This window comes from Bacillus sp. FJAT-22090, assembly GCF_007676755.1.
GTDB lineage: Bacteria > Bacillota > Bacilli > Bacillales_A > Planococcaceae > Psychrobacillus.
Map to the genome: position 1 here is coordinate 1 of NZ_VEBK01000025.1, position 19,582 is coordinate 19,582.

At 37.7% G+C, this 19,582-nt stretch carries 21 protein-coding genes; 8 read left to right on the top strand and 13 right to left on the bottom strand.

Going from position 1 to position 19,582, the window contains the following annotated elements; all coding sequences use genetic code 11:
- Positions 1-81: 81 nt before the first annotated feature.
- Positions 82-558 (bottom strand): divergent PAP2 family protein, encoded by a 477-nt coding sequence (locus tag FS486_RS19140; RefSeq protein ID WP_144513930.1) that lies wholly within the window; start codon positions 556-558, stop codon positions 82-84.
- A gap of 112 nt (positions 559-670) precedes the next feature.
- On the opposite strand from FS486_RS19140, the gene FS486_RS19145 reads away from it, so the two are divergent.
- Both FS486_RS19145 and FS486_RS19150 read left to right on the top strand, forming a co-directional pair.
- A complete protein-coding gene (locus tag FS486_RS19145) occupies positions 671-2,173 on the top strand; it encodes a leucyl aminopeptidase (protein ID WP_144513931.1) in 1,503 nt (500 codons plus the stop codon).
- Positions 2,174-2,232: 59 nt separating this feature from the next.
- Positions 2,233-2,454, top strand: a complete 222-nt coding sequence (locus FS486_RS19150; RefSeq protein WP_144513932.1) for a hypothetical protein — start codon at positions 2,233-2,235, stop codon at positions 2,452-2,454.
- 55 nt (positions 2,455-2,509) lie between these two features.
- Here the strand turns inward: FS486_RS19150 and mnhG are convergent, their stop codons facing one another.
- Genes mnhG through FS486_RS19185 form a run of 7 tightly spaced genes read right to left on the bottom strand, consistent with a single transcriptional unit; the run spans position 2,510 to position 8,275 of the window.
- Entirely contained in the window at positions 2,510-2,872 is a 363-nt protein-coding gene (mnhG, locus tag FS486_RS19155; RefSeq protein ID WP_144513933.1) for a monovalent cation/H(+) antiporter subunit G, read from the bottom strand.
- Positions 2,856-3,137 carry a Na(+)/H(+) antiporter subunit F1 gene (locus tag FS486_RS19160; protein ID WP_144513934.1) on the bottom strand — a complete coding sequence of 94 codons (282 nt, stop codon included), beginning with the start codon at positions 3,135-3,137 and terminating at the stop codon, positions 2,856-2,858. Before FS486_RS19160 ends, mnhG begins: the two co-directional genes overlap by 17 nt.
- The gene (locus FS486_RS19165; RefSeq protein ID WP_144513935.1) at positions 3,134-3,613 is read right to left on the bottom strand and encodes a Na+/H+ antiporter subunit E; all 480 of its coding nucleotides are present in this window, start codon (positions 3,611-3,613) and stop codon (positions 3,134-3,136) included. The genes FS486_RS19160 and FS486_RS19165 overlap by 4 nt, the downstream gene beginning before the upstream one ends.
- On the bottom strand, positions 3,613-5,070 hold the full coding sequence (locus FS486_RS19170; RefSeq protein WP_395940895.1) for a Na+/H+ antiporter subunit D: 1,458 nt from the start codon (positions 5,068-5,070) through the stop codon (positions 3,613-3,615). The genes FS486_RS19165 and FS486_RS19170 overlap by 1 nt, the downstream gene beginning before the upstream one ends.
- Positions 5,071-5,092: 22 nt before the next feature.
- The gene (locus FS486_RS19175) at positions 5,093-5,434 is read right to left on the bottom strand and encodes a Na(+)/H(+) antiporter subunit C (RefSeq protein ID WP_144513937.1); all 342 of its coding nucleotides are present in this window, start codon (positions 5,432-5,434) and stop codon (positions 5,093-5,095) included.
- Positions 5,434-5,856, bottom strand: coding sequence for a Na(+)/H(+) antiporter subunit B (locus FS486_RS19180; protein WP_144513938.1), 423 nt, complete (start codon positions 5,854-5,856; stop codon positions 5,434-5,436). The genes FS486_RS19175 and FS486_RS19180 overlap by 1 nt, the downstream gene beginning before the upstream one ends.
- Positions 5,843-8,275: a Na+/H+ antiporter subunit A gene (locus FS486_RS19185; RefSeq protein WP_144513939.1), complete on the bottom strand. Its 2,433-nt coding sequence runs from the start codon at positions 8,273-8,275 to the stop codon at positions 5,843-5,845. The genes FS486_RS19180 and FS486_RS19185 overlap by 14 nt, the downstream gene beginning before the upstream one ends.
- Before the next feature lie 157 nt (positions 8,276-8,432).
- On the opposite strand from FS486_RS19185, the gene FS486_RS19190 reads away from it, so the two are divergent.
- Positions 8,433-8,993, top strand: a complete 561-nt coding sequence (locus FS486_RS19190) for a DUF5366 family protein (RefSeq protein WP_144513940.1) — start codon at positions 8,433-8,435, stop codon at positions 8,991-8,993.
- Between the two features lie 617 nt (positions 8,994-9,610).
- Here the strand turns inward: FS486_RS19190 and FS486_RS19195 are convergent.
- Complete coding sequence (locus tag FS486_RS19195; protein ID WP_144513941.1) at positions 9,611-11,464, bottom strand: transglycosylase domain-containing protein; 1,854 nt, start codon at positions 11,462-11,464, stop codon at positions 9,611-9,613.
- A gap of 105 nt (positions 11,465-11,569) precedes the next feature.
- Positions 11,570-12,808: an MFS transporter gene (locus FS486_RS19200; protein WP_144513942.1), complete on the bottom strand. Its 1,239-nt coding sequence runs from the start codon at positions 12,806-12,808 to the stop codon at positions 11,570-11,572.
- Positions 12,809-12,957: 149 nt separating this feature from the next.
- Between FS486_RS19200 and FS486_RS19205 the strand changes: the two genes are divergently transcribed.
- Together FS486_RS19205 and FS486_RS19210 are read left to right on the top strand one after the other, a co-directional pair.
- Positions 12,958-13,677 (top strand): peptidylprolyl isomerase, encoded by a 720-nt coding sequence (locus tag FS486_RS19205; RefSeq protein ID WP_144513958.1) that lies wholly within the window; start codon positions 12,958-12,960, stop codon positions 13,675-13,677.
- Between the two features lie 12 nt (positions 13,678-13,689).
- A complete protein-coding gene (locus FS486_RS19210) occupies positions 13,690-13,914 on the top strand; it encodes a hypothetical protein (RefSeq protein ID WP_144513943.1) in 225 nt (74 codons plus the stop codon).
- A gap of 30 nt (positions 13,915-13,944) precedes the next feature.
- On the opposite strand, the gene FS486_RS19215 is transcribed toward FS486_RS19210, so the two are convergent.
- On the bottom strand, positions 13,945-15,111 hold the full coding sequence (locus FS486_RS19215; RefSeq protein WP_144513944.1) for a MalY/PatB family protein: 1,167 nt from the start codon (positions 15,109-15,111) through the stop codon (positions 13,945-13,947).
- 75 nt (positions 15,112-15,186) lie between these two features.
- On the opposite strand from FS486_RS19215, the gene FS486_RS19220 reads away from it, so the two are divergent.
- Positions 15,187-15,447, top strand: a complete 261-nt coding sequence (locus FS486_RS19220; protein WP_144513945.1) for a DUF1871 family protein — start codon at positions 15,187-15,189, stop codon at positions 15,445-15,447.
- A 42-nt stretch (positions 15,448-15,489) separates the two neighbouring features.
- On the opposite strand, the gene FS486_RS19225 is transcribed toward FS486_RS19220, so the two are convergent.
- Complete coding sequence (locus FS486_RS19225; protein ID WP_144513946.1) at positions 15,490-15,702, bottom strand: helix-turn-helix domain-containing protein; 213 nt, start codon at positions 15,700-15,702, stop codon at positions 15,490-15,492.
- A gap of 98 nt (positions 15,703-15,800) precedes the next feature.
- Positions 15,801-17,138, bottom strand: coding sequence for a sodium-dependent transporter (locus FS486_RS19230; protein WP_144513947.1), 1,338 nt, complete (start codon positions 17,136-17,138; stop codon positions 15,801-15,803).
- A gap of 130 nt (positions 17,139-17,268) precedes the next feature.
- On the opposite strand from FS486_RS19230, the gene FS486_RS19235 reads away from it, so the two are divergent.
- Together FS486_RS19235 and FS486_RS19240 are read left to right on the top strand one after the other, a co-directional pair.
- The gene (locus FS486_RS19235) at positions 17,269-17,826 is read left to right on the top strand and encodes an RNA polymerase sigma factor (protein WP_144513948.1); all 558 of its coding nucleotides are present in this window, start codon (positions 17,269-17,271) and stop codon (positions 17,824-17,826) included.
- Positions 17,816-19,018 carry a hypothetical protein gene (locus FS486_RS19240; RefSeq protein WP_144513949.1) on the top strand — a complete coding sequence of 401 codons (1,203 nt, stop codon included), beginning with the start codon at positions 17,816-17,818 and terminating at the stop codon, positions 19,016-19,018. Before FS486_RS19235 ends, FS486_RS19240 begins: the two co-directional genes overlap by 11 nt.
- Positions 19,019-19,582 lie beyond the last annotated feature (564 nt).

Sequence of the window (19,582 nt, forward strand, 5' to 3'; positions counted from 1 at the left end):
GACAGCAGCTTCAACAAGTTGCCTAACCTTTTTCAAAATGTCCTTTACAAAGGGTACACTTTATTGGCGAGTCATCCTTTTTTATATTATCGTCGTATAAATGATGATAGAAATAATGATCCCGGTCAATGCACCCATAAATACTTCGATTGGTTTATGCCCAAGCAATGTCTTTAATTCTTCTATCTTTTCCTCATTTTTTTTATGTGCCCATCCTTTAGTTTGTTCTACAAACGTTTGAAAGTCGACACGCATTTGATTGATAATAATCGCTTGCTGTCCTGCTTGGAAACGGACACCAGTAGCATCAAACATAACAATCACAGCAAATACGGTTGCCACTGCAAAAAGTGGAGAACCAACTCCTGTTTCAAATGCAATTGCTGTACAAAGAGACGTTACAGCAGCCGAGTGAGAACTAGGCATTCCACCAGTAGAAGTGAATAATTTCCAATCTAGTTTCTTTGTTACGAGAAAATGAATGGGAATTTTTACGAATTGAGCAAAGAATATAGAAAAAAGTGCAGCCATTAATGGTGTGTTTTGGAGGATTGCCAAAGTAGACACCGCCTTTCTTTAGTAAGAATAGTATAACACATTCGTACTATTCGAAAAATAAAACTTCTTCCTATATAATAATATTGTAGTCGAATTAATAGGAGGAAAAATAATGATTATTAGTACTAATGAAGTAGCGTTCGATGAGATTCAATCCGAAACACTTGTAGTCGCTGTATCTAAGCATGCGGAGAATACAAACAAATGGGAAGCATTATTAAGCAGTTTCGGCGAGCATATTACAGAGTGGGTAAAAAGTGGGGATATTTCGTCAGAGCTTAAAAAGATTGTGAAAGTACCCGTTGCTAACAAAGAAGCGGTGAAGCGAATTCTTTTTGTTGGAATAGGTGATCGCAAACAGCTTACTCAGGACAATATACGTGAAACTTTTGGATTGGTTGGAAAAGAACTTCTATCTAGCAAACCAGAGTCCTTAGCGATTTGGATCCCGTCTTTTAGCACAGAGTCCATTTCCGATGTGGATGTGGCTTATCTGGCTGCTGAAGGGCTTGGAATGGGATCTTTTGTATATGAGGGATATAAAACTTCTTCAAATGCCGCAGACTACTACTTACCGGCTATCGAGCTTTTAACGGATGCGGATAGTGACGAAGTCGTTTCTTATTTTGAAGTAGGAACGATTTATGCGGATGCTGTTAACGAGGCGAGAATCTTAGTGAACACTCCAGGAAATGTATTAACATCCACGCAATTAGGAGAGTATGCAAGAGAACTTGGTAATACATATGATTTTGACGTTGAAATTTTAGGGAAACAAGAAATTGAGGAACTTGGAATGGGTGCGTTACTTGCCGTAAACCAAGGGTCCGTAGAAGAACCGCGAATGATTGTGTTAAAATATCAGGCTACAGAAAATTGGGAAGATGTAGTTGCTCTTGTAGGTAAAGGTATTACTTTTGATACTGGTGGTTACTCGATTAAAACAAAAACGGGTATTGTCGGCATGAAAGGGGATATGGGAGGAGCTGCTGCGGTGTTAGGTGCTATGCAGATCATTGGAGAGCTTCGTCCAAACAAAAACGTCATTGCAGTTATCGCTTCCACGGATAATATGATATCAGGAAATGCATTTAAACCAGATGATGTTATTACGTCTATGAGCGGAAAAACGATAGAAATTTTAAATACGGATGCAGAAGGGCGTCTAGTTCTTGCAGACGCTGTAACGTACGCTAAACAGCAAGGTGCCAACTATATCGTGGATGTTGCAACTTTGACTGGCGGAGTTATTACGGCATTAGGATATGATAAAACAGGTGCACTCACAAATGATGAAGCATTCTTTGAAACGTTTATGGAAGCATCACTTGAAACAGGTGAATTCACTTGGAGATTGCCTTTAACAGAAAATGATAAAAAACGTATTCGAAAAAGCGATGTAGCGGATTTAAACAACTCTCCAGGTGGAGATGGCCATATGATTTTCGGTGGTGGGTTCGTTGGAGAATTCGTGGATAATACACCATGGATTCATCTAGATATTGCAGGAACATCTGATACAAAAGCAGCATATGACTTTGGACCAAAAGGTGGTACTGGTGTTATGGTTCGTACGCTTGCAACGTTAATTGAAAGAATGGCAGACGAAGAATAGGGAAAACGCACAGCCTACTACTCCAGAGCCGCATACACTGTGGGGAAAGGAGGAACAGCATGGTAAGATTTCATCGAGGTGGTTATGGTGGCGGCTTTAGAGGTCCCGGCTTTGGATTTGGAGGTTTTGGAGGCCCATTAATAGGAAGCTTTTTTGGAGGTCTTTTAGGTTCTTCGTTAGGTTACGGTTTCGGTGGTTATAGACAGCCTTATTATCCATACCCTCCTTATCCATATCCGAACTATTACCCTTATCAACCCTATTATGGTGGTTATTATTAATTAACAAAACAAAAGCTTTTGCAACACGCAAATTTCTGCGGTTGCAAAAGCTTTCTTATTTATTCATCTCTCTTTTTTTCTTCACTACTTCCGCTAAATCGTCTCGAACCGATTTATCCCACAACTTCACGCCAGACAGATAGGCAGCTCTTCCCATCATATGTCCCCCGACAGGGCCAGTAACAAAAAGGAAAACGATACCCAATAAAATACGAGAGTTAAAATATCCTTCGTTTAACCAAAAGTGAAAAAAGACACCGAGTAGAATACTCATTACTCCGAGTGTAGCACTTTTAGAAGCTGCGTGTGCTCTCGAATAAGCATCTGGCAGACGTATTAAACCGAGAGCGGTCACTAATACAAAGATAGTTCCAAAAGATATAGTAGCGATAATTAGTATATTAGCTATTACGGTCACGTTGAATGATTTCTCCCTTCTCCGTGAATTTAGAAAAAGCAACTGTTCCAATAAAGGATAGAATCGCTAAAAGTAAAATAACCTCTAAGAAAAAACCGGTGTCAAACAAAATAGAAATTAAGCCGATTAAGGAAATTATTCCAACCCCTATGGCATCTAACGCAATTACTCGATCAGGAGTAGAAGGACCCTTTACTAAACGGTAAACAAAGCCAAGAAGTGAGATGCTTATCAACACGACGATTACCCATAAAAATGCTGTCATGACCTGCTCACCTCCAGTATTGCCTTTTCAAAGGTATCACGTATCGAATTGATGGCGTCATCTGCGTTATCAAAATCAATCGAGTGAATATAAAGCGTTTTATTGTCATCTGAGATGTCGATTACGATCGTACCTGGAGTTAACGTTATTAGGCTAGATAATAAAGTAATTTCCCAATCCTTTTCAAGGACGGTAGGCATTGCGAATATCGCAGGACGTATAGGCATCTTTGGTTTAATGATCAACAGTAACACGGAAATATTCGATAAGGTAAGCTCTTTCAAAAATAAGATAGTTAACTTTATGAAAGCCCAAACCCGGTCCATATAAAATCGTGAGGAAAAGGATTTACGAAGCATCCAAATCATGACCAAACCTAATAGATAGCCTACGATAAAAGTAGTCGGTTTAAAGGACACCGCTAAAAACATCCATGTTACCGCAATTACTACATTCAATAATATTTGAAAAGCCATTATTTCACCCCTCCAAATACAGCATCTGTATAAACAGAAGGATCAAGTAAAACAGCAGTTGCATCTGCCATAAATGGTACTAAGTATTCAGATCCGACTCCGTATAAAACAGTAAGTGCGACTAATGTGATGGTTGGTGCTAGTAGACGGCGATATGTCTTTGTAGGAATATCTTGTACGCCTTTTTCTTCACCCCAAAATGCATAGATAAATATGCGAATCGCAGACAGCAAAACGACTAAGCTAGATGCAAGGATGAAAATACTTTGCCATAAATGTTCTCCTTCGAATCCGCCTTGTACAATTAGAAGCTTACCGATAAAACCACTTAATGGAGGGATACCTGCAAGTCCAAAAGCCGCGATTAAATAGCTCCAACCAAGCATCGGATACCGTTTGATAAGTCCACCCATTTTTCGTAAATCGCTCGTACCAGTGATATGAATAATAATCCCGATCAACAAAAACAAAGCACCTTTTATCAAAATATCGTGTATCAAATAAAATACCGAGCCCATCATCGCACTCTCGTTCATCACAGATGCTCCAAATAGAATTACCCCAACTGCAATTACGATATTATAAATAATAATCTTCTTTAAATCAAAGTATGCAAGCGCTCCGATGCATCCAGCGATGATCGTTAAGATAGATACAATCATTAAAAGCTCATGTGTAAAGCCGATATCGGTTGTAAAAAACAATGTGTACGTCCGCATGATCGCGTAGACGCCAACTTTTGTTAATAATGCTCCAAATAGTGTTAGAACAGGAACTGGGGGTGCGGCATAAGATCCAGGTAACCAAAAGAATAGTGGGAAAATCGCGCCTTTGATCCCAAAAACGATTAAAAATAACACCGCGATCACCGTGACAATTCCCGCCTGACCTATTTCCGCAAGCTTGACGGAAATATCCGCCATATTAAGTGTCCCTACAACTGAATATAAGTAACCAACAGTTATTACAAACAAAGACGAAGAAACAATATTTACAAGTATGTACTTAATTGATTCTTTTAATTGTACTTTTTCTCCTCCAAGAACTATCAGTACATAAGAGGACATTAATAACACTTCAAAGAATACGAACATATTGAATATATCACCAGTTGTAAACGCACCATTCACACCAGTCAGCATAAATAGAATAGCTGGATAATAAAATGACTTTTCTCGTTCTTCTCCAATTGAAGTAAAACTATACCATACGACAAACAACGCAATGAGAAGGGAGGAGGTAACGAGTAACGCTGAAATCATGTCCGATACCATCGTAATTCCAAATGGAGGTGCCCAGCTACCTAATGTAAGGGTTTGAACGCCATCCGATTTCACTTTTGCAAGTAATACAACCGCAGACACAAGTGCGATAACTAATCCGATCATCGTGATAGTTCTCTGTGCTTTTACTTTTTTCGGGAAAAATAATAATATGGCTGCAAATAGGAAAGGGATGAGGACTGGGAATAATAATAAGTTAATCATTGTCTTCAGTTCCTTTCATCAAATCCATATTGTCTGTTCCAAGTTCTTTGTATGCGCGATAAGCCAATACTAAAGAAAAAGCGGTAACACCAAAGCTAATAACAATTGCTGTTAAGATTAAAGCTTGCGGTAGGGGATCAACATAATCTGTGACGCCTTCCGTTAAAACCGGCGCGGCTTTACCTCCTAGCCCACCCATTGTTAGAAGCAATAAATGTGTGCCGTGACTTAGTAAGCCGGTTCCGATAATTATTCGAAGCAAGCTTCTAGAAAGTATTAAATAAATGGCTGCCATGAATAGAAAGCCGATTAAAATGGACATGAGAATCTCCATTATTCATCTCCTCCTATCATTTGAATAATAGTCATCGTCACACCAACAACTACTAAGTAAACACCCGTATCAAAAAACATCGCAGTATGAATAGAAGTTTTCCCAAGTAAAGGAAGCGTAAAATAATCATACACATGTGTAAAAAACGGGACATTAAAGAAAATAGAACCAGCAGCTGTTGCAAGAGAGATTAGTAAACCGATGGCTGTCACTACTGTATAGTTAACTGGCAGCATTTCTTTCACTGTTTTCAAATCAAATGCTAATAGCAGTAAAACAATCGCACTAGACATTAATAACCCGCCAACAAACCCTCCACCGGGCGTATAGTGACCTGCAAAAAAGATATGGATGGAGAATAGAAAAATGATGAAAAAGACTACTTTCGTCGTCGTTTGAATAATTAAATCATTTGTTTTCAATCTTTCTATCTCCTTTCTTTTTCACCAGTCGAAGCGTAATCATACCAATAATCCCAAGTGAAGCGATTGTTAACACACTAATTTCAAATAATGTATCAAATCCACGATAATCTACTAAAATTACGTTGACGATATTTCCGCCGCCAGCTTCCGTGTATACAGTATCTTTGTAATACTGTGAAATAGAAGGGATAAGCTTCTGCGAGTGAGATGAAATGGCGATTAATGTGACCATTACCCCTACTCCAAGGGCAATTAGGAAATTGCCTAAACGGAATCCACGATCTTCTTTTCCTTTTTCATGTTTATTTAGTTTTGGTAAATGGTAAAATGCCCCTAAAAATAATGCTACTGATACTGTTTCAATAACTAATTGTGTTAAAGCAAGATCGGGTGCTTTGAAAATGATATAAAACAGCGCGACTGTATAACCAACCGCTCCAAGCGCGATAATCGCAGTAAGCCTCGATTTTGTCACTAAAATAGTAATCGTTCCAACGATTAAAATAATAGAAATAAGAATCTCAAAGAAGCGAATAGGCGCCAAGTTATCATAACTAATAGCAAAGGCATCTTTTATCCACATCGTACCACCAAGCAATACGATGATTGCAGCAAACATGTACACAAAGTAAGAACGAATGGAGCCGGTCATATAGATGGATGAAAAACGATTCGCTCCGCCATCTGCTAAACGCATCAAACCATCATACATATTATTTAATGTGAATTTAGATGGAAACTTTTCGTAAACTGGAGACCATTTGTGAATCGTTTTATACAATAAATACCCTACTAAAAACACGCCTAGTGTCATATACAAAGCTGGTGAGTGTAAACCATGCCATGCTTTAATCGTAAACCCTACATCTGCTGGAGTCTTGTATATTAAGGGCTGGATAGCCGCTACAGCAGGCTTTATAATTGTTTTACCAAAAAAGTTAGGAATAAAGAAAATAATTATCACAAGGGAAGCTAATATAGCAGGCGACATAAGCATGCCGATTGGCGCCTCGTGAGCAGCTTTTGGCAATTGTTCCGGTTTGTGTTCGCCACGGAACGTATGGAAAACGAAATACAAGCTATATACAAAGGTGAATACACTTGCAACCCAAGCTACAATCGGAAACAAAATCCACCAAGAGTCAAACGCATAAAGATCAAACTGCTGTACATGTAAAACTGCTTCTAAAAACATTTCCTTACTTAAGAATCCATTGAATGGAGGTACACCAGCCATTGATAAGCCACCTATCAATGCAATCGTGAAACTAATAGGCATGAAACTCATTAATCCACCTAATTTACGAATATCACGCGTACCGGTTTCATGATCAACAATTCCAGCAATCATGAACAAACTACCTTTAAAGGTCGCATGATTTAGTAAATGGAAAATGGCAGCAAATGTGGCAACAGTAAAGGTAGCGACTAAATCATCCGTTACATGATAAGCGATGGAACCAATACCGAGTAAAGACATGATCAATCCAAGCTGACTAACTGTGGAAAACGCTAATATCGCTTTCAAGTCCGTCTGTTTTACAGCGAAAAACGATCCCCACAACAATGTAAGTATCCCAATGCCTGTTACGAGCCAAATCCAAACCTCAGACAGGGCAAAAATTGGGGTAAATCGTGCCACTAAATATAATCCTGCTTTTACCATTGTAGCGGAGTGTAAATAGGCACTAACTGGTGTGGGAGCTTCCATTGCATCTGGTAGCCAAATATAAAATGGAAACTGTGCAGATTTTGTAAATGCTCCTATTAATACAAGGACTAGCGCCAATACAAACAGATCATGTCCTGCAAGGGTAGGGGCTTGTGCGATCAATTCACGGATAGAATAGGTGTCTCCCATAATTCCAAGGATAACAAATCCACCAAGCATCATCATTCCACCGAATACGGTGATCATCATTGACTTTAAAGCTCCTAAACGAGAGCGATCTCTCGTATACCAATAACCAATGAGAAGAAATGACGAAATTGAAGTCAATTCCCAAAAGAAATACAAGCTGATTAAATGATCCGATTGTACAACCCCAAGCATTGCACTCATGAACAACAACAGGTACACATAGAAATTTCCTAATTTCTCTTTTTTCTTATCCAAATAAAAAATAGAATAGAGAACTACAAGTGCCCCAATACCTGTGATCAATAACGAAAAAAGTAAACTTAATCCGTCCATATAGGAGATAAATGATATTCCTAATGAGGGAATCCAAGAGAGCTTGTCTGAATAAGTCGATCCTTCCATTACAGTTGGTACGTATGTCCCATAGAAAATCACAAGCGCAACAGGGACAAGTAAAACAAACCACCCCGTATGGATGCCAGAAACTTTCTTATATAAGAAAGGGATCAACAAAGCAGCAATAATGGGTACGAATATTGCAAAAACGAAAGACAATGGAATCCTCCTTTCAAACGTATGTATTTTAATGCATCTCTAAAATTATAACGCAAATGTATAGTAATTGCATGATGAAATAACTAACACTACTTGCAGAACAGACCTTTACTTCGATATGATACAAATGAATACTTCATAGAATAAGAGGTTAGTTATGAAAAACCCATATGTGTTTGGATTTTTACCGTTAATTACTATTTTATTATTTAGCTTAACTTTTTCTGTTTATACGATGAACAAGGCAATCGCTCTTTTTAAAGTGATTGGCGTATATAGTGGAATGAGGGAGTTTCTCTCCGATTTAGAATTGAAATTATTTTTACTCGTTATTTTAGTCCTTGTGTTTTTTATGCTGTTTTCCGCATTAAAACTAATAGCTGAAACGATTCATGAATTAGGAATGTTATTTTTTTCGAAAGATTTAGAAGGAAAGACAATTTCGCAAGCAAGAGGCGGGTATGTCATCTTTTTCGTAGGAGCAGCCGTTTCTGCGGTAGGTTCACAATCCATTCACTTATTGCTGGCCATCTTTTTGGCAACCGCATTCTTTTATTTTATATATGTCGTATTTAAGTTAAGCAGCTCGATGAGTTTATTGGGAACAGTTGGATTGATCATGTTTGAAATAATAATATGGAGTTTGTTTTTGGCGTTGATACTGTATGCGATTATTAAACTTTATAACGGAATCATCGCAAGTTTGCCGTTTTTATAGGAAAGAAAAGAATCTTTAGCTATTTTGTGAAAAAGATCAATTCTATCACAGGGTTGATTTCCGTTCTAGGCGGACGCTTTCCGCGGGGTGAGCGATGAACCATCACCGCCCCTGCGGGTACGCTTGAGATGTTTCATCTGTCTCACTGATCCCGCAGGAGTCGCCGCCTTTCACTACAATCAATCATATATGTGGTGTTTCACAGAACGAAAATTAGAGATTAGCTTACCGTATGCTGAGGATTAGATTTAGCGGTGTTTGGATAAATACCAATTTGGTAATCCCTGTTGTATTCATAGTGGAATAATAGCGAATAGTAAGTGATTACTAATAAGAAGGTGGGTTGCGAACGAAATTGTATTTTCGAGAGCTTAATCTATACATAAGGAAGTATCTTTTCTTTCCTTCCTTACCCAAACATGTACGAAACCTATTCCTGAAGTTGTAGAAGGGCGACGGACAGACAACCGCCATAGGATTACCGAGAAAAGAGCTGTTGATCATGAAGTAAGTCATGATCAACAGCTCTTAAAAAAATCGGTTATCTTATAGCATAAGTCCTTCCAAAGCACTTCGAAAACGATAGATACAGGTTTTGCACATAAAAGACTTGTCTATCACTTCATTATTTGATTAAAAATAGAGTGATGTATTTTTTTTGATTCAATGGATTTCATATTTTTAGGTATGTCATATCCAATCCAAACGGTAGATGTATACGTATCCGTCAGTCCCGCAATCCAATAGTCGACGTAATTATTTGTTGTACCGGTTTTAGCGCCTACATAAGACGATTGAATGGATATCCCTCTACCAGTACCATTTGTTACAACGTCATTTAGCAAATTCCTCATTGTTTGCACCGTTTTAGGAGACCAAACTTCTTGTTTTTCTTCATCCCATTCATATAAAATCTCCCCTTTGCCATCGACCACTTTACGAATGGTGTGGGCAGGTTTATACATCCCATTAATGAAACTTGTATACGCATCCGCCATTTCAAGAGGAGTTACTCCTTTCGTAAGCCCTCCTAAAGCGGCGGCATATGTGTGATCTTCTTTAACCAGATGATTAAATTGGAACGGTTTTAATTTATCAAATGCAGTTTCTATGCCAGTCGTTTTCAATAAGCGAACTGCTGGCGTGTTATGGCTGAAACGAAATGCTTGTTTAATCGTGACGTTCCCGTAAATCGCTCCGCCATAATTTTGAGGGCAGTAAGTACCAATACAGTATTTCCCTGCATTCACCGAATTGTTTGGAGTAAATGTCGTTGTTTCGAATAATGGTGCATATACAAGCAACGGTTTAAAAGAAGAGCCTGGCTGACGTATTGCTTGGTATGCCCGGTGAAAGTCAAATTTCTTATAGTTTTTTCCACCATACAAACTTATAATTTCTCTTGTTTCATTATTGATAACCACGGCTGCAGCTTGTAGATTGTTCGTTTTCGTTAATAGGTGATCAATATATGTATCATCTTTTCGCTGCTTCTCTGCGTTTAGGGCTGTATAGATCTTTATTCCTTTTGCACTTATTTCATTTACACGTGCTTGTAGCTGGTGTTCCAGTAAGAGCTTTTGTTGTTCATTTTGAGCTGAATTTATTTTCTCGATATAGCCTTCTTTATATGCTATGAGATTTTTTAATTCATCCAATACATACGTACTATAGGCCGGATATAATTGCGTTTTCGTTTTTGTCGAAAGGACAATAGGCGCTGATTTTAATGTATTTCCATAATCTGCAGTGATTTTCCCGTTTTTGACTAATATATCGATTAACAACTCTTGGCGCTTTTTGGTAGAGTCAAAATGCTTTAAAGGATCATAAATACTAGGGTTGTTGGGAATAGCGCTGATAAATGCTAACTCGGCGTCTGTTAACTGATCCAATGGCCGACCATAATAATAAGTTGCGGCAGACCCGAGACCATATACTTGGTTACCAAAGTATATTTCATTTAAATAATTCGAAAATATTTCTTCTTTTGTTGATTGTTTCTCCATTTCATATGCATAAAGAAGTTCGGTTACTTTTCGCTCATACGTTTTTTCTGTAGATAAATAACGTAGTCTGACGAGCTGCTGTGTGATTGTACTTGCTCCTTGATCTTTTGCATTTGCGATGGCGTTTGCGAAAACCGCACGGAAGATTGCACTGAAGTTAAAACCAATATGATTATAAAATTCTACATCCTCACTTTGAATAAATAGCTCTTGTGCAAATAAGGGAATCGATTCAAGGGGAAGTGGGTCCCGCCATTCAATATAATCTTCAGAGAAAATCTGCTCATTTTCATCGAGCAACACTACCGGAGCAGATATCGGTGGACTGGATAGTTCAATAGATTCCGCAAGACCATCCTTATAGGAATCTGCAGTCAATATTTCAGAGTGGATAAAAGAATATAAAATCCATAGAAATGGAAAGCAAAGTAATATAATAATAAACCCTATTGCTTGGCGCATTTGTTGTTCTCCGTTTCACAATAATCTACTTAAAAGAATAGCACACTTTCTTATGGAAAGTGTGCTTAGGTTTAAGCTTTTTGGAGAGAACGAAAAAGAAGCGCATTAGGAAGGTTTCGCATGTAGTTCTTCCTCTTCTAACAAAACATCCTCGAAATCTTTGGTTGGTTTTTTTCTTGCAAAATAAATGATGAAAAAAGCGATCAGAAATAGACTACCTGTCACGAAAAATACGGAAGAAATTCCAATAAATCCACTTATAAAGCCACCAAACATTGGACCAACAATATTCCCTAAAAAGCGGAAGCTCGTATTGTATCCCATTAATTCCCCTTGTACTTCAATAGGTGCTTCTCTTCGTATTAATGCGGTTGTAATGGGGATTAGTCCGCCTGATGCAATACCAAATAACAAACGCAGGGCTATTAATTGCCACAAATCGGTGACGAGGGCCTGAGGGATGATGAATATAAAAGCGATCATTAACAATGCGGATAATACTTTCTCATATCCAATGGAATCCCCAAGTTTCCCCCATACTCTAGCAAACAGCAGACTGCCAATTCCTGTTGCACTAAACGTAATCCCAGCAAGAAAAGCAACCTCTGTCGAATTCGTTAGATGGGAAACATATAAAGATAGGAGCGGCTGAATACTAAATAAGCCAATTTGAATAATGGACGTAATCATTAGTACGTTTAAGATGAGTCGATGATGAAAAATACTAGAAATAACCGTTTTTCTAGAGTATTCATGATCGCCTTTTTTCTTCTCTTTCCTTATTTCATGGATACCAAAAATAACAAGCAAGGCGGCGATTGAAACAGCGGAGGAAGTAATGATAAACGTATATTGGAAACCGAAAGTATCAGCTAAAAAGCCTCCCATTACAGGTCCAAAAAGTGTGCCAGATACACTTCCCATCTGAAGAGTGCCCATCGTTTTACCAGCAATATTCTTAGGTGTTTGTGAGCTGATGAAGGCGAGCGAAGTAGGGATAAATCCTGTTACAATCCCCATAAATAAACGGAGGACAAAAAAAGCTTCGACGGAATGCACAAATCCCATTAGAAAAACACTAATTGCTATACCGAAACCATTGATGATAAGAATAGGCTTGTACCCATATTTATCGGCTATTCTTCCCCATATGGGCGACATTAAAAAAGCGGATACAAACGTAGCGCCGAAAACCAAACCAGACCATTTTTGAACGTATGCTTCTGAAAAGTTACCCATCGTATTTATATATAATGATAAAAAAGGCATAATCATGGTCATCGTACCTGATACGAGAAAGTTAGAAAACCACATGATCGTAAAGTTTCTTTTTTGTACGCTCATCGAAATCCCTTCTTTCTTTTTGTTGCGTACTTCTTATTATAGAACATTTCGTGCCACTAAGAAAGTTAGATACTTTGTCACTGAAAATCCAGTACCATTATGGTAAACTAACTTGGGGTGAAAAATTCGTGAAAAAAATACTTATATTAATGTGTATAGTTACTGCCATGATCTTAAGTGCATGCGGAAAAACTACAACGGAAAAACCGAAAGAAGATGCAGGAACCACGAAAGAAGAAACAGCTGTAACTACAGATACCCAAAAACAAGGAGAGAAAACCATGTATCCACAACTTTCTTCAGAAGTTGCTTCAAATGAGGCTTTAGTTGTTATGCATACATCAATGGGAGACGTAAAGATTAAACTATTCCCGGAATATGCCCCTAAAACTGTCGAAAACTTTTTAACCCATGCCGAAAATGGTTATTATGACGGCGTTATTTTCCACCGTATTATAGAAGACTTTATGATTCAAGGTGGAGACCCAACAGGAACAGGAATGGGTGGAGAAAGTATTTATGGAGAAGAATTCGAAGATGAGTTCTCCATGAACCTGTTTAACTTACGAGGTGCTCTATCTATGGCAAATGCAGGCCCAAATACGAATGGTAGTCAGTTCTTTATCGTTCAAACATCACAGTTAAGAGCAACTGCGGAGAAGTTAAAAGCAGGTGGATGGCCAGAGGAGATCGCAGATGCATATGCAAAATTGGGAGGAACACCGGATTTAGATCATAAGCACACCGTTTTTGGACAAGTAATTGAAGGAATGGACGTTGTCGATCAAATGGCTGCAGTAGAAACTGGTGCGCAAGATAAGCCAGTAAAAGATATTACAATCGATTCAATCGAAGTTATACAAAAATAAGGAAGTGTAAACATGTTTGCCTTTTTACGACCAGGATTTCTTTATTTATATTTCCCAGAAGATAAAACGGAATACATTCCAGTAGTTCTTGAGTTTCTTGTATTAATGGTAATTTGTGTATTAGTCTTCAGATGGTTAAAGAAGAAATCTATTAAAGACGCTGAAAAAGCAAGAGAACTAGAAGAAAAAATTATGCAAATTAGAAAAGAAGAATTAGAAAAGCAGTCATCCCAATGAGATGGCTGCTTTTTCTCTGTACACTTCTTATTAACTTAGTGCTTTGGTAAAACGTGAAACGCCTTCTTCTATCGTTTCAAATGGACATGCACAATTCATACGTAAGAAACCATTACCTGCTTCCCCGTACTTCGTTCCAGGCTCTAAAGCAAGCTTCCCTTTTGTTAATAATAATTCCATTATCTCTTTTTCAGAAATTCCAGTCCCGCGGTAGTCAATCCATAACAAATATGTACCATCCGGTTTCATTACTTTTATGCCTTCTATTTTGGATAATTGCTCAATTACATAATTCATATTAGAAGAAAGGACTTCTAGTAATTCTTCCAACCAAGGTTCTCCTTGTTCATAAGCTGCTTGAAGTGCAGTTAAAGCAAAGATGTTTAAACCCATTTCTCCGCGGCTCATAGACAGCTTTTCTAGTACTTTACGTTTCTCTTCATCTGGAACAATAGTGACAGCAGCTTGAATTCCAGCGATATTAAACGTTTTAGTTGGAGCCATAAAGGTAATGATATTATTGATATCCTCTGCTGCACAAAGCATTGGTATATGTTTATTTGGCTTAAAAATTAGATCCGAATGAATTTCATCTGAAATAATTAGTACATTATACTGTTTACATAGCGCTGCCATTTGCGTTAAATCTTCTTTGCTCCATACCTTTCCACTTGGATTATGAGGATTACACAAGATAAATGCCTTTACACCGGTTTGTAAACAAGATTCAAATGATTGCCAATCAATCTCATAACTAGTCTCTCCTTCTAAGAGACAACAGGTGACAACTTCTCTTCCTAAGTTTTGAGGGATGCTTGTAAATGGCGGGTAAACAGGAGTATGAATGAGCACCTTATCTCCAACTTCTGTGAAAGCTTCTACCGCTTCTGCCATCGCTGGAATAACGCCTTGGCGAAGTAAGACCCAGTCATTATGAATCGTTAACTGGTGCCTATTTAAATTCCAATTTGTGAATGCAGATTTTGCTTCGTCAGGTGTAACAGAATATCCAAAAATAGGATGTTCCATTCGATTATGTAAGGCCTCTTTAATAACGGGTGCAATTTCAAAATCCATATCAGCTACCCACATTGGAAGTACATCTGAAGCATCCTCCAGCGCATAAATTTTATCAAGCATATCCCATTTAACAGAATGAGTATTTCTTCGGTTATAAACAGTAGTAAAAATAGACAAAGTAATTTCTCCTTTCAATTTAAGATTATTATGTTATTATAACCCTAACTAATAAAACTAGTAAGGTGAATATATATGGACGCAATTGAAATGAATAGAAAAGCTATTTGGACTCTGCAAGAATGGGATCCATTCAATCTAGGTGTAGATAGCTATGAAGCGGAAACAGCGGATGTAGTGGCCGATTTACAAAGCATCGATCATCCATCGGAATTGGCCAAACGAATTCAGGAAATCTATGAACATTCATTTGAACAGTGGATTCCGCTTGAAAAATGTGTAGAAATCTCTTATAAACTTATCGCGTTAAAATATGAAATGAAAAGCATTATCTAAAATAAGAAAAAGCTTTCGGTTTAGACCCCGAAAGCTTTTTTATTATGCTTCTTGTAAGCCATCCAATAAATTGGAGGCTGGGACTTCTAAGGCATTCGATAATTTTAAGATTGTTTGCACAGAAGGTGTCTCACTACCTGATTCATATGCTTCTAATTTTCCTGTACCAATTCTTGTTTTTAAGGCAAGTGCTTCTAATGAAATATTGCGTTCTTCTCTAATTTGACGTAATTGTTCATGTAATTCTTTCTTCATGAATTCAGCCACCCCTTTAAAAGTCTTAATTGTTATTATATTATAACATAAATCTGTTTATAACCACTTTTAAAGTATTGACAGAAAAAGCACATTTTTTACATAAACAATTTAATGATCCCTTGCACAAAGATAATAATGATTGCAAGAGGAGCAATATAACGAACAATAATATGCCATGTACGGAACAAAGGCTTATTTAGCATTAGTTCATTTGAAAGCTGTGCCTTAGTTAATTTGTATCCGGCAAAAATGGAAATACATAATGCCCCTAAAGGTAACCCAAAGCTGCTTGTGATAAAGTCGGCAAAGTCAAAAAAAGTCATGCCTAAAATATGAATATCGGAAAGTACTCCAAAAGATAAAGCACTTGGAATACCAACTAAGAAGATGATCAAACCATAGATCCAAGATGCTTTCCTACGACGTTCATAATTAGAACGAATTCCAATCGAGACAGATATTTCTAACATCGAGATAGAGGATGTCAGCGTTGCGAATAATAGCAAGATAAAGAATATAATCATAAAAAATGCACCAAACGGTATTTGTTCAAATACAGCCGGTAGTATGATAAATACTAGGCCAGGTCCTTGGTCGGGCGTATAACCGAGAGCGAAAACAGCAGGAAATATTACTAATCCGGCTAAAATGGAAACACCAATGTTCATAAGTGCCACATTTAACGAGGAGCTTCCCAGTTTTTCCTCTTTCGATAAATAAGAAGCATAGGTAATCATCACGGCCACACCAACGCTTAAGGAAAAGAAGGCTTGTCCAAGAGCCAGTAAAATCGTTTTTCCGTTAAAATAAGACCAATCCGGAACGAACATAAATTTAAGACCCTCTATTGCACCGTCCAGTGTTAACGATCGTATTACGAGGGCGATGAAAAAAACAAATAATAGAGGCATCATCCACTTACTTGCACGTTCAATGCCTCCTTTAATACCGCCTTGCACAATCCATATAGTTATTAACATAAATGCTCCTTGGGCAATGATGACTTCCCAAGGGTTCTGGATAATAGAACCAAACAATTCGCTGAAATAATTATCAGACCCACCTTTAAGTTTGAAAAAGATGGAGCGAACTAAATAGCTTAAAATCCATCCTCCTACCACACTATAAAAAGATAAAATAATAGATGAAAATAATAGTCCGGACCATCCAATAAGATACCACGGTTTTCCAGGTGCTTGTTTTTTTAAGGAAGTCACGGGGTCTGCTTGCCCACGTCTCCCGATAACAAATTCAGCTAGCAAAATAGGAAGACCGATCAGCAGTGTGCTTATAATAAAAAGTATAAGAAAGACACTGCCGCCATTATTTCCAGCCATATATGGGAACTTCCAAATAGCTCCTAAGCCGATTGCACTTCCAGCTGCTGCTAATATAAATCCAATTTTGGATCCAAAATGATCTCGTTTTGTCAAAAGTAATTCCTCCTTCATTAGGACTGTCTTATTGTACACGAGGTTTAAAAGAAAATGTATAACAAATTATGAAACATTTTAGAAATATCTTTCGTACCACCATTACAACAAGTGAGAGCGAGGGGGAGCAATGCCCGAAAATGAATTAATCGAACGTGCGCAAAAAGGCGATAAACAAGCATACGCAGAACTAATACGCATACATCATCGAACGGTAGAAAAGTTTGCTTATCAATGCGGTGTACATATAAATGATATACCCGATGTTGCACAAGAAGTGTTTGTGAAGCTCTATCGATTTTTGCATCAATTTAAGCGTGAACGATTTACAACTTGGTTATACAAAATTACTTTAAATGCAACGAGGGATTATTACCGGAAAGAGTCTAGGGAGCTGGCCAAAGAAGAAAAACTAATGAGAAATACAGCTATAACTTATGCAGCAAAATCAACAGAAGATAAAGTGCTTGTCTTTGAAGAAGATAGAGAACTACATAATGCTATTCAATTATTAGATGAAAAGTATCGACTCCCAATTATTTTGTTCTACTTCCACGAGTTATCATATGAGCAAATTGCTGAAGTACTGAATGTCCCACTTTCCACTATTAAAATACGATTACTACGAGCAAAGGGTCATTTAAAAACTGCCTTGGAAGCGAATGGAGGTGCTGAACATGGACAATAAGCAATTGGAAGAACGATTAAATTTATTGAAGGAATCCTATGAACGATTACCAGAACAAATGGATGTAGAAGGTATATTAAACAAAATAGAAGAAGCACCGCCGATGCTTGAAAAGAAAAACAAAGGGACAGGCTGGCAACGGGTGACAGTCTGGGCAGTAAGTATAGCGAGTATATTTGTAATTACTATTTTAGGTGCTAGTTATACGAAAAAGGAGACTAATTTTGGGAGTGAACAGGTAGAAGAAAGTATTGTTATAGAGCAATTTTTAGCAACGTTAAAAGAGGAGTATCCGAAAGAGCGGGAAAAAAGAAGACAACTTCTAGATTTAACGGAAGAAGAATTCTCAAAAATAGGATTTATCCAGAACGCAGATTCCAGATATAATTTTTATACGAGTCCTAATAATGATCTTTTAGGTACACTAGTTAATAACGGTGACAGATTGCAATCTCGAGTGAATGACATACTATATAGTCTATATCTACCTTCGCAAATGATTGAAGATATAGAGAAAAATCAAATTACTTTAACAGAAGAAGGGACCGCCAATTTTTTTAATAGCTACTCTATGAAAATAAGAGAGCTACAGAATTTCTTTAACAATCAACATGATGTTTCGCCCGAACAAATTAAGATACTTGAGAGCGAATGGTTATATGTTGACAAGGATAAGCTTCGTTATGAAATTAAAGAAAATGATAGATCTTATAATTTCATACATTCCTTAGCACCATCTGCTTCGGGATATTTTAAAATGCTAGAAAAAGAGCCATTTACTTATGCTGGAGAACTTATCTATTCTTTAGATGAATCCGTGGCTTTTATGTTCGAATTAGAAAATTGCTTATTTGATAGCTCCGATTCATATAATGATAAGAGTAAGATGAAAGCATATTACACAGAAATCTTTCATGCGATTGTGAAAGGAACTAAAGATCAATTGATTTTTGGTACAGATGGAACAGTGAAGCTAGAGTACCGTGAGCTATGGAAAGAAATGGTTTCCGAAACAAGCAATTCACCAGTTAATTATATACTTGCACCAATTGTGGAGGAATTTGAAGCGAGTAATTGGGTTCAATCCGACAGTTGGGAAGACCTTGATTATAATGATATTGACGATGCACTTCATCTAGCAATCAATGGAGACTTGGGGCAATTCATAGAAAATACCCCAGAAGGATTATGATTAACATCCAGTGGTTGCTAGCATACTCACTTGAATCTATAGGGATATTGTGTCTTAAGGAAGTGTCCGCTTAGATTTCCGCTGCAGGACGGCCGCTTTCCACGGGGTGAGCGATGAGCCTTCACCGTCCGCTTAGGCGTTCGATGTGAAATCTCCGTCCTTTTCGCTCCAATCCATCCAAATATACGCTTTTATCTGTATTTATTAGCCATTAAAAGTGAGGAAATGGCTTAGCGAGACCAATTGTCACTTGAAAGCAACCAATTCACTACCCAACGCAACCAATATGGGCGTGAAGGCAACCAAATTGGCAACGAGCGCAACCAATTCTCCATGCAAAGGCGGCGGACACTGATTGCCATGCACTTTACTTGAAGTCTCCGCTTAATTTACATGGATTAGATCGTCCATTAAATTTGCGCAACATATTAGTCGATACTCGCAACATTAAAGACCGGATGCGCAACATTTACCTACTTACTCGCAACATTTGGGACAGATCGAACTTTTATGCTCGTATGCTACCTCGTTATGCTCGCATAACAACATTCTTTGCTCGGAACG

Bases quoted from the DNA above. Each gene is read 5' to 3' on its own strand.
- FS486_RS19225 (WP_144513946.1), bottom strand. From the start codon at position 15,702: ATGAAGAAAGAATTACATGAACAATTACGTCAAATTAGAGAAGAACGC.
- FS486_RS19190 (WP_144513940.1), top strand. From the start codon at position 8,433: ATGAAAAACCCATATGTGTTTGGATTTTTACCGTTAATTACTATTTTA.
- FS486_RS19165 (WP_144513935.1), bottom strand. From the start codon at position 3,613: ATGGCTTTTCAAATATTATTGAATGTAGTAATTGCGGTAACATGGATG.
- FS486_RS19205 (WP_144513958.1), top strand. From the start codon at position 12,958: ATGTGTATAGTTACTGCCATGATCTTAAGTGCATGCGGAAAAACTACA.
- FS486_RS19145 (WP_144513931.1), top strand. From the start codon at position 671: ATGATTATTAGTACTAATGAAGTAGCGTTCGATGAGATTCAATCCGAA.
- FS486_RS19210 (WP_144513943.1), top strand. From the start codon at position 13,690: ATGTTTGCCTTTTTACGACCAGGATTTCTTTATTTATATTTCCCAGAA.
- FS486_RS19160 (WP_144513934.1), bottom strand. From the start codon at position 3,137: ATGACAGCATTTTTATGGGTAATCGTCGTGTTGATAAGCATCTCACTT.
- FS486_RS19240 (WP_144513949.1), top strand. From the start codon at position 17,816: ATGGACAATAAGCAATTGGAAGAACGATTAAATTTATTGAAGGAATCC.
- FS486_RS19150 (WP_144513932.1), top strand. From the start codon at position 2,233: ATGGTAAGATTTCATCGAGGTGGTTATGGTGGCGGCTTTAGAGGTCCC.
- FS486_RS19195 (WP_144513941.1), bottom strand. From the start codon at position 11,464: ATGCGCCAAGCAATAGGGTTTATTATTATATTACTTTGCTTTCCATTT.
- FS486_RS19200 (WP_144513942.1), bottom strand. From the start codon at position 12,808: ATGAGCGTACAAAAAAGAAACTTTACGATCATGTGGTTTTCTAACTTT.
- FS486_RS19220 (WP_144513945.1), top strand. From the start codon at position 15,187: ATGGACGCAATTGAAATGAATAGAAAAGCTATTTGGACTCTGCAAGAA.
- FS486_RS19175 (WP_144513937.1), bottom strand. From the start codon at position 5,434: ATGGAGATTCTCATGTCCATTTTAATCGGCTTTCTATTCATGGCAGCC.
- FS486_RS19235 (WP_144513948.1), top strand. From the start codon at position 17,269: ATGCCCGAAAATGAATTAATCGAACGTGCGCAAAAAGGCGATAAACAA.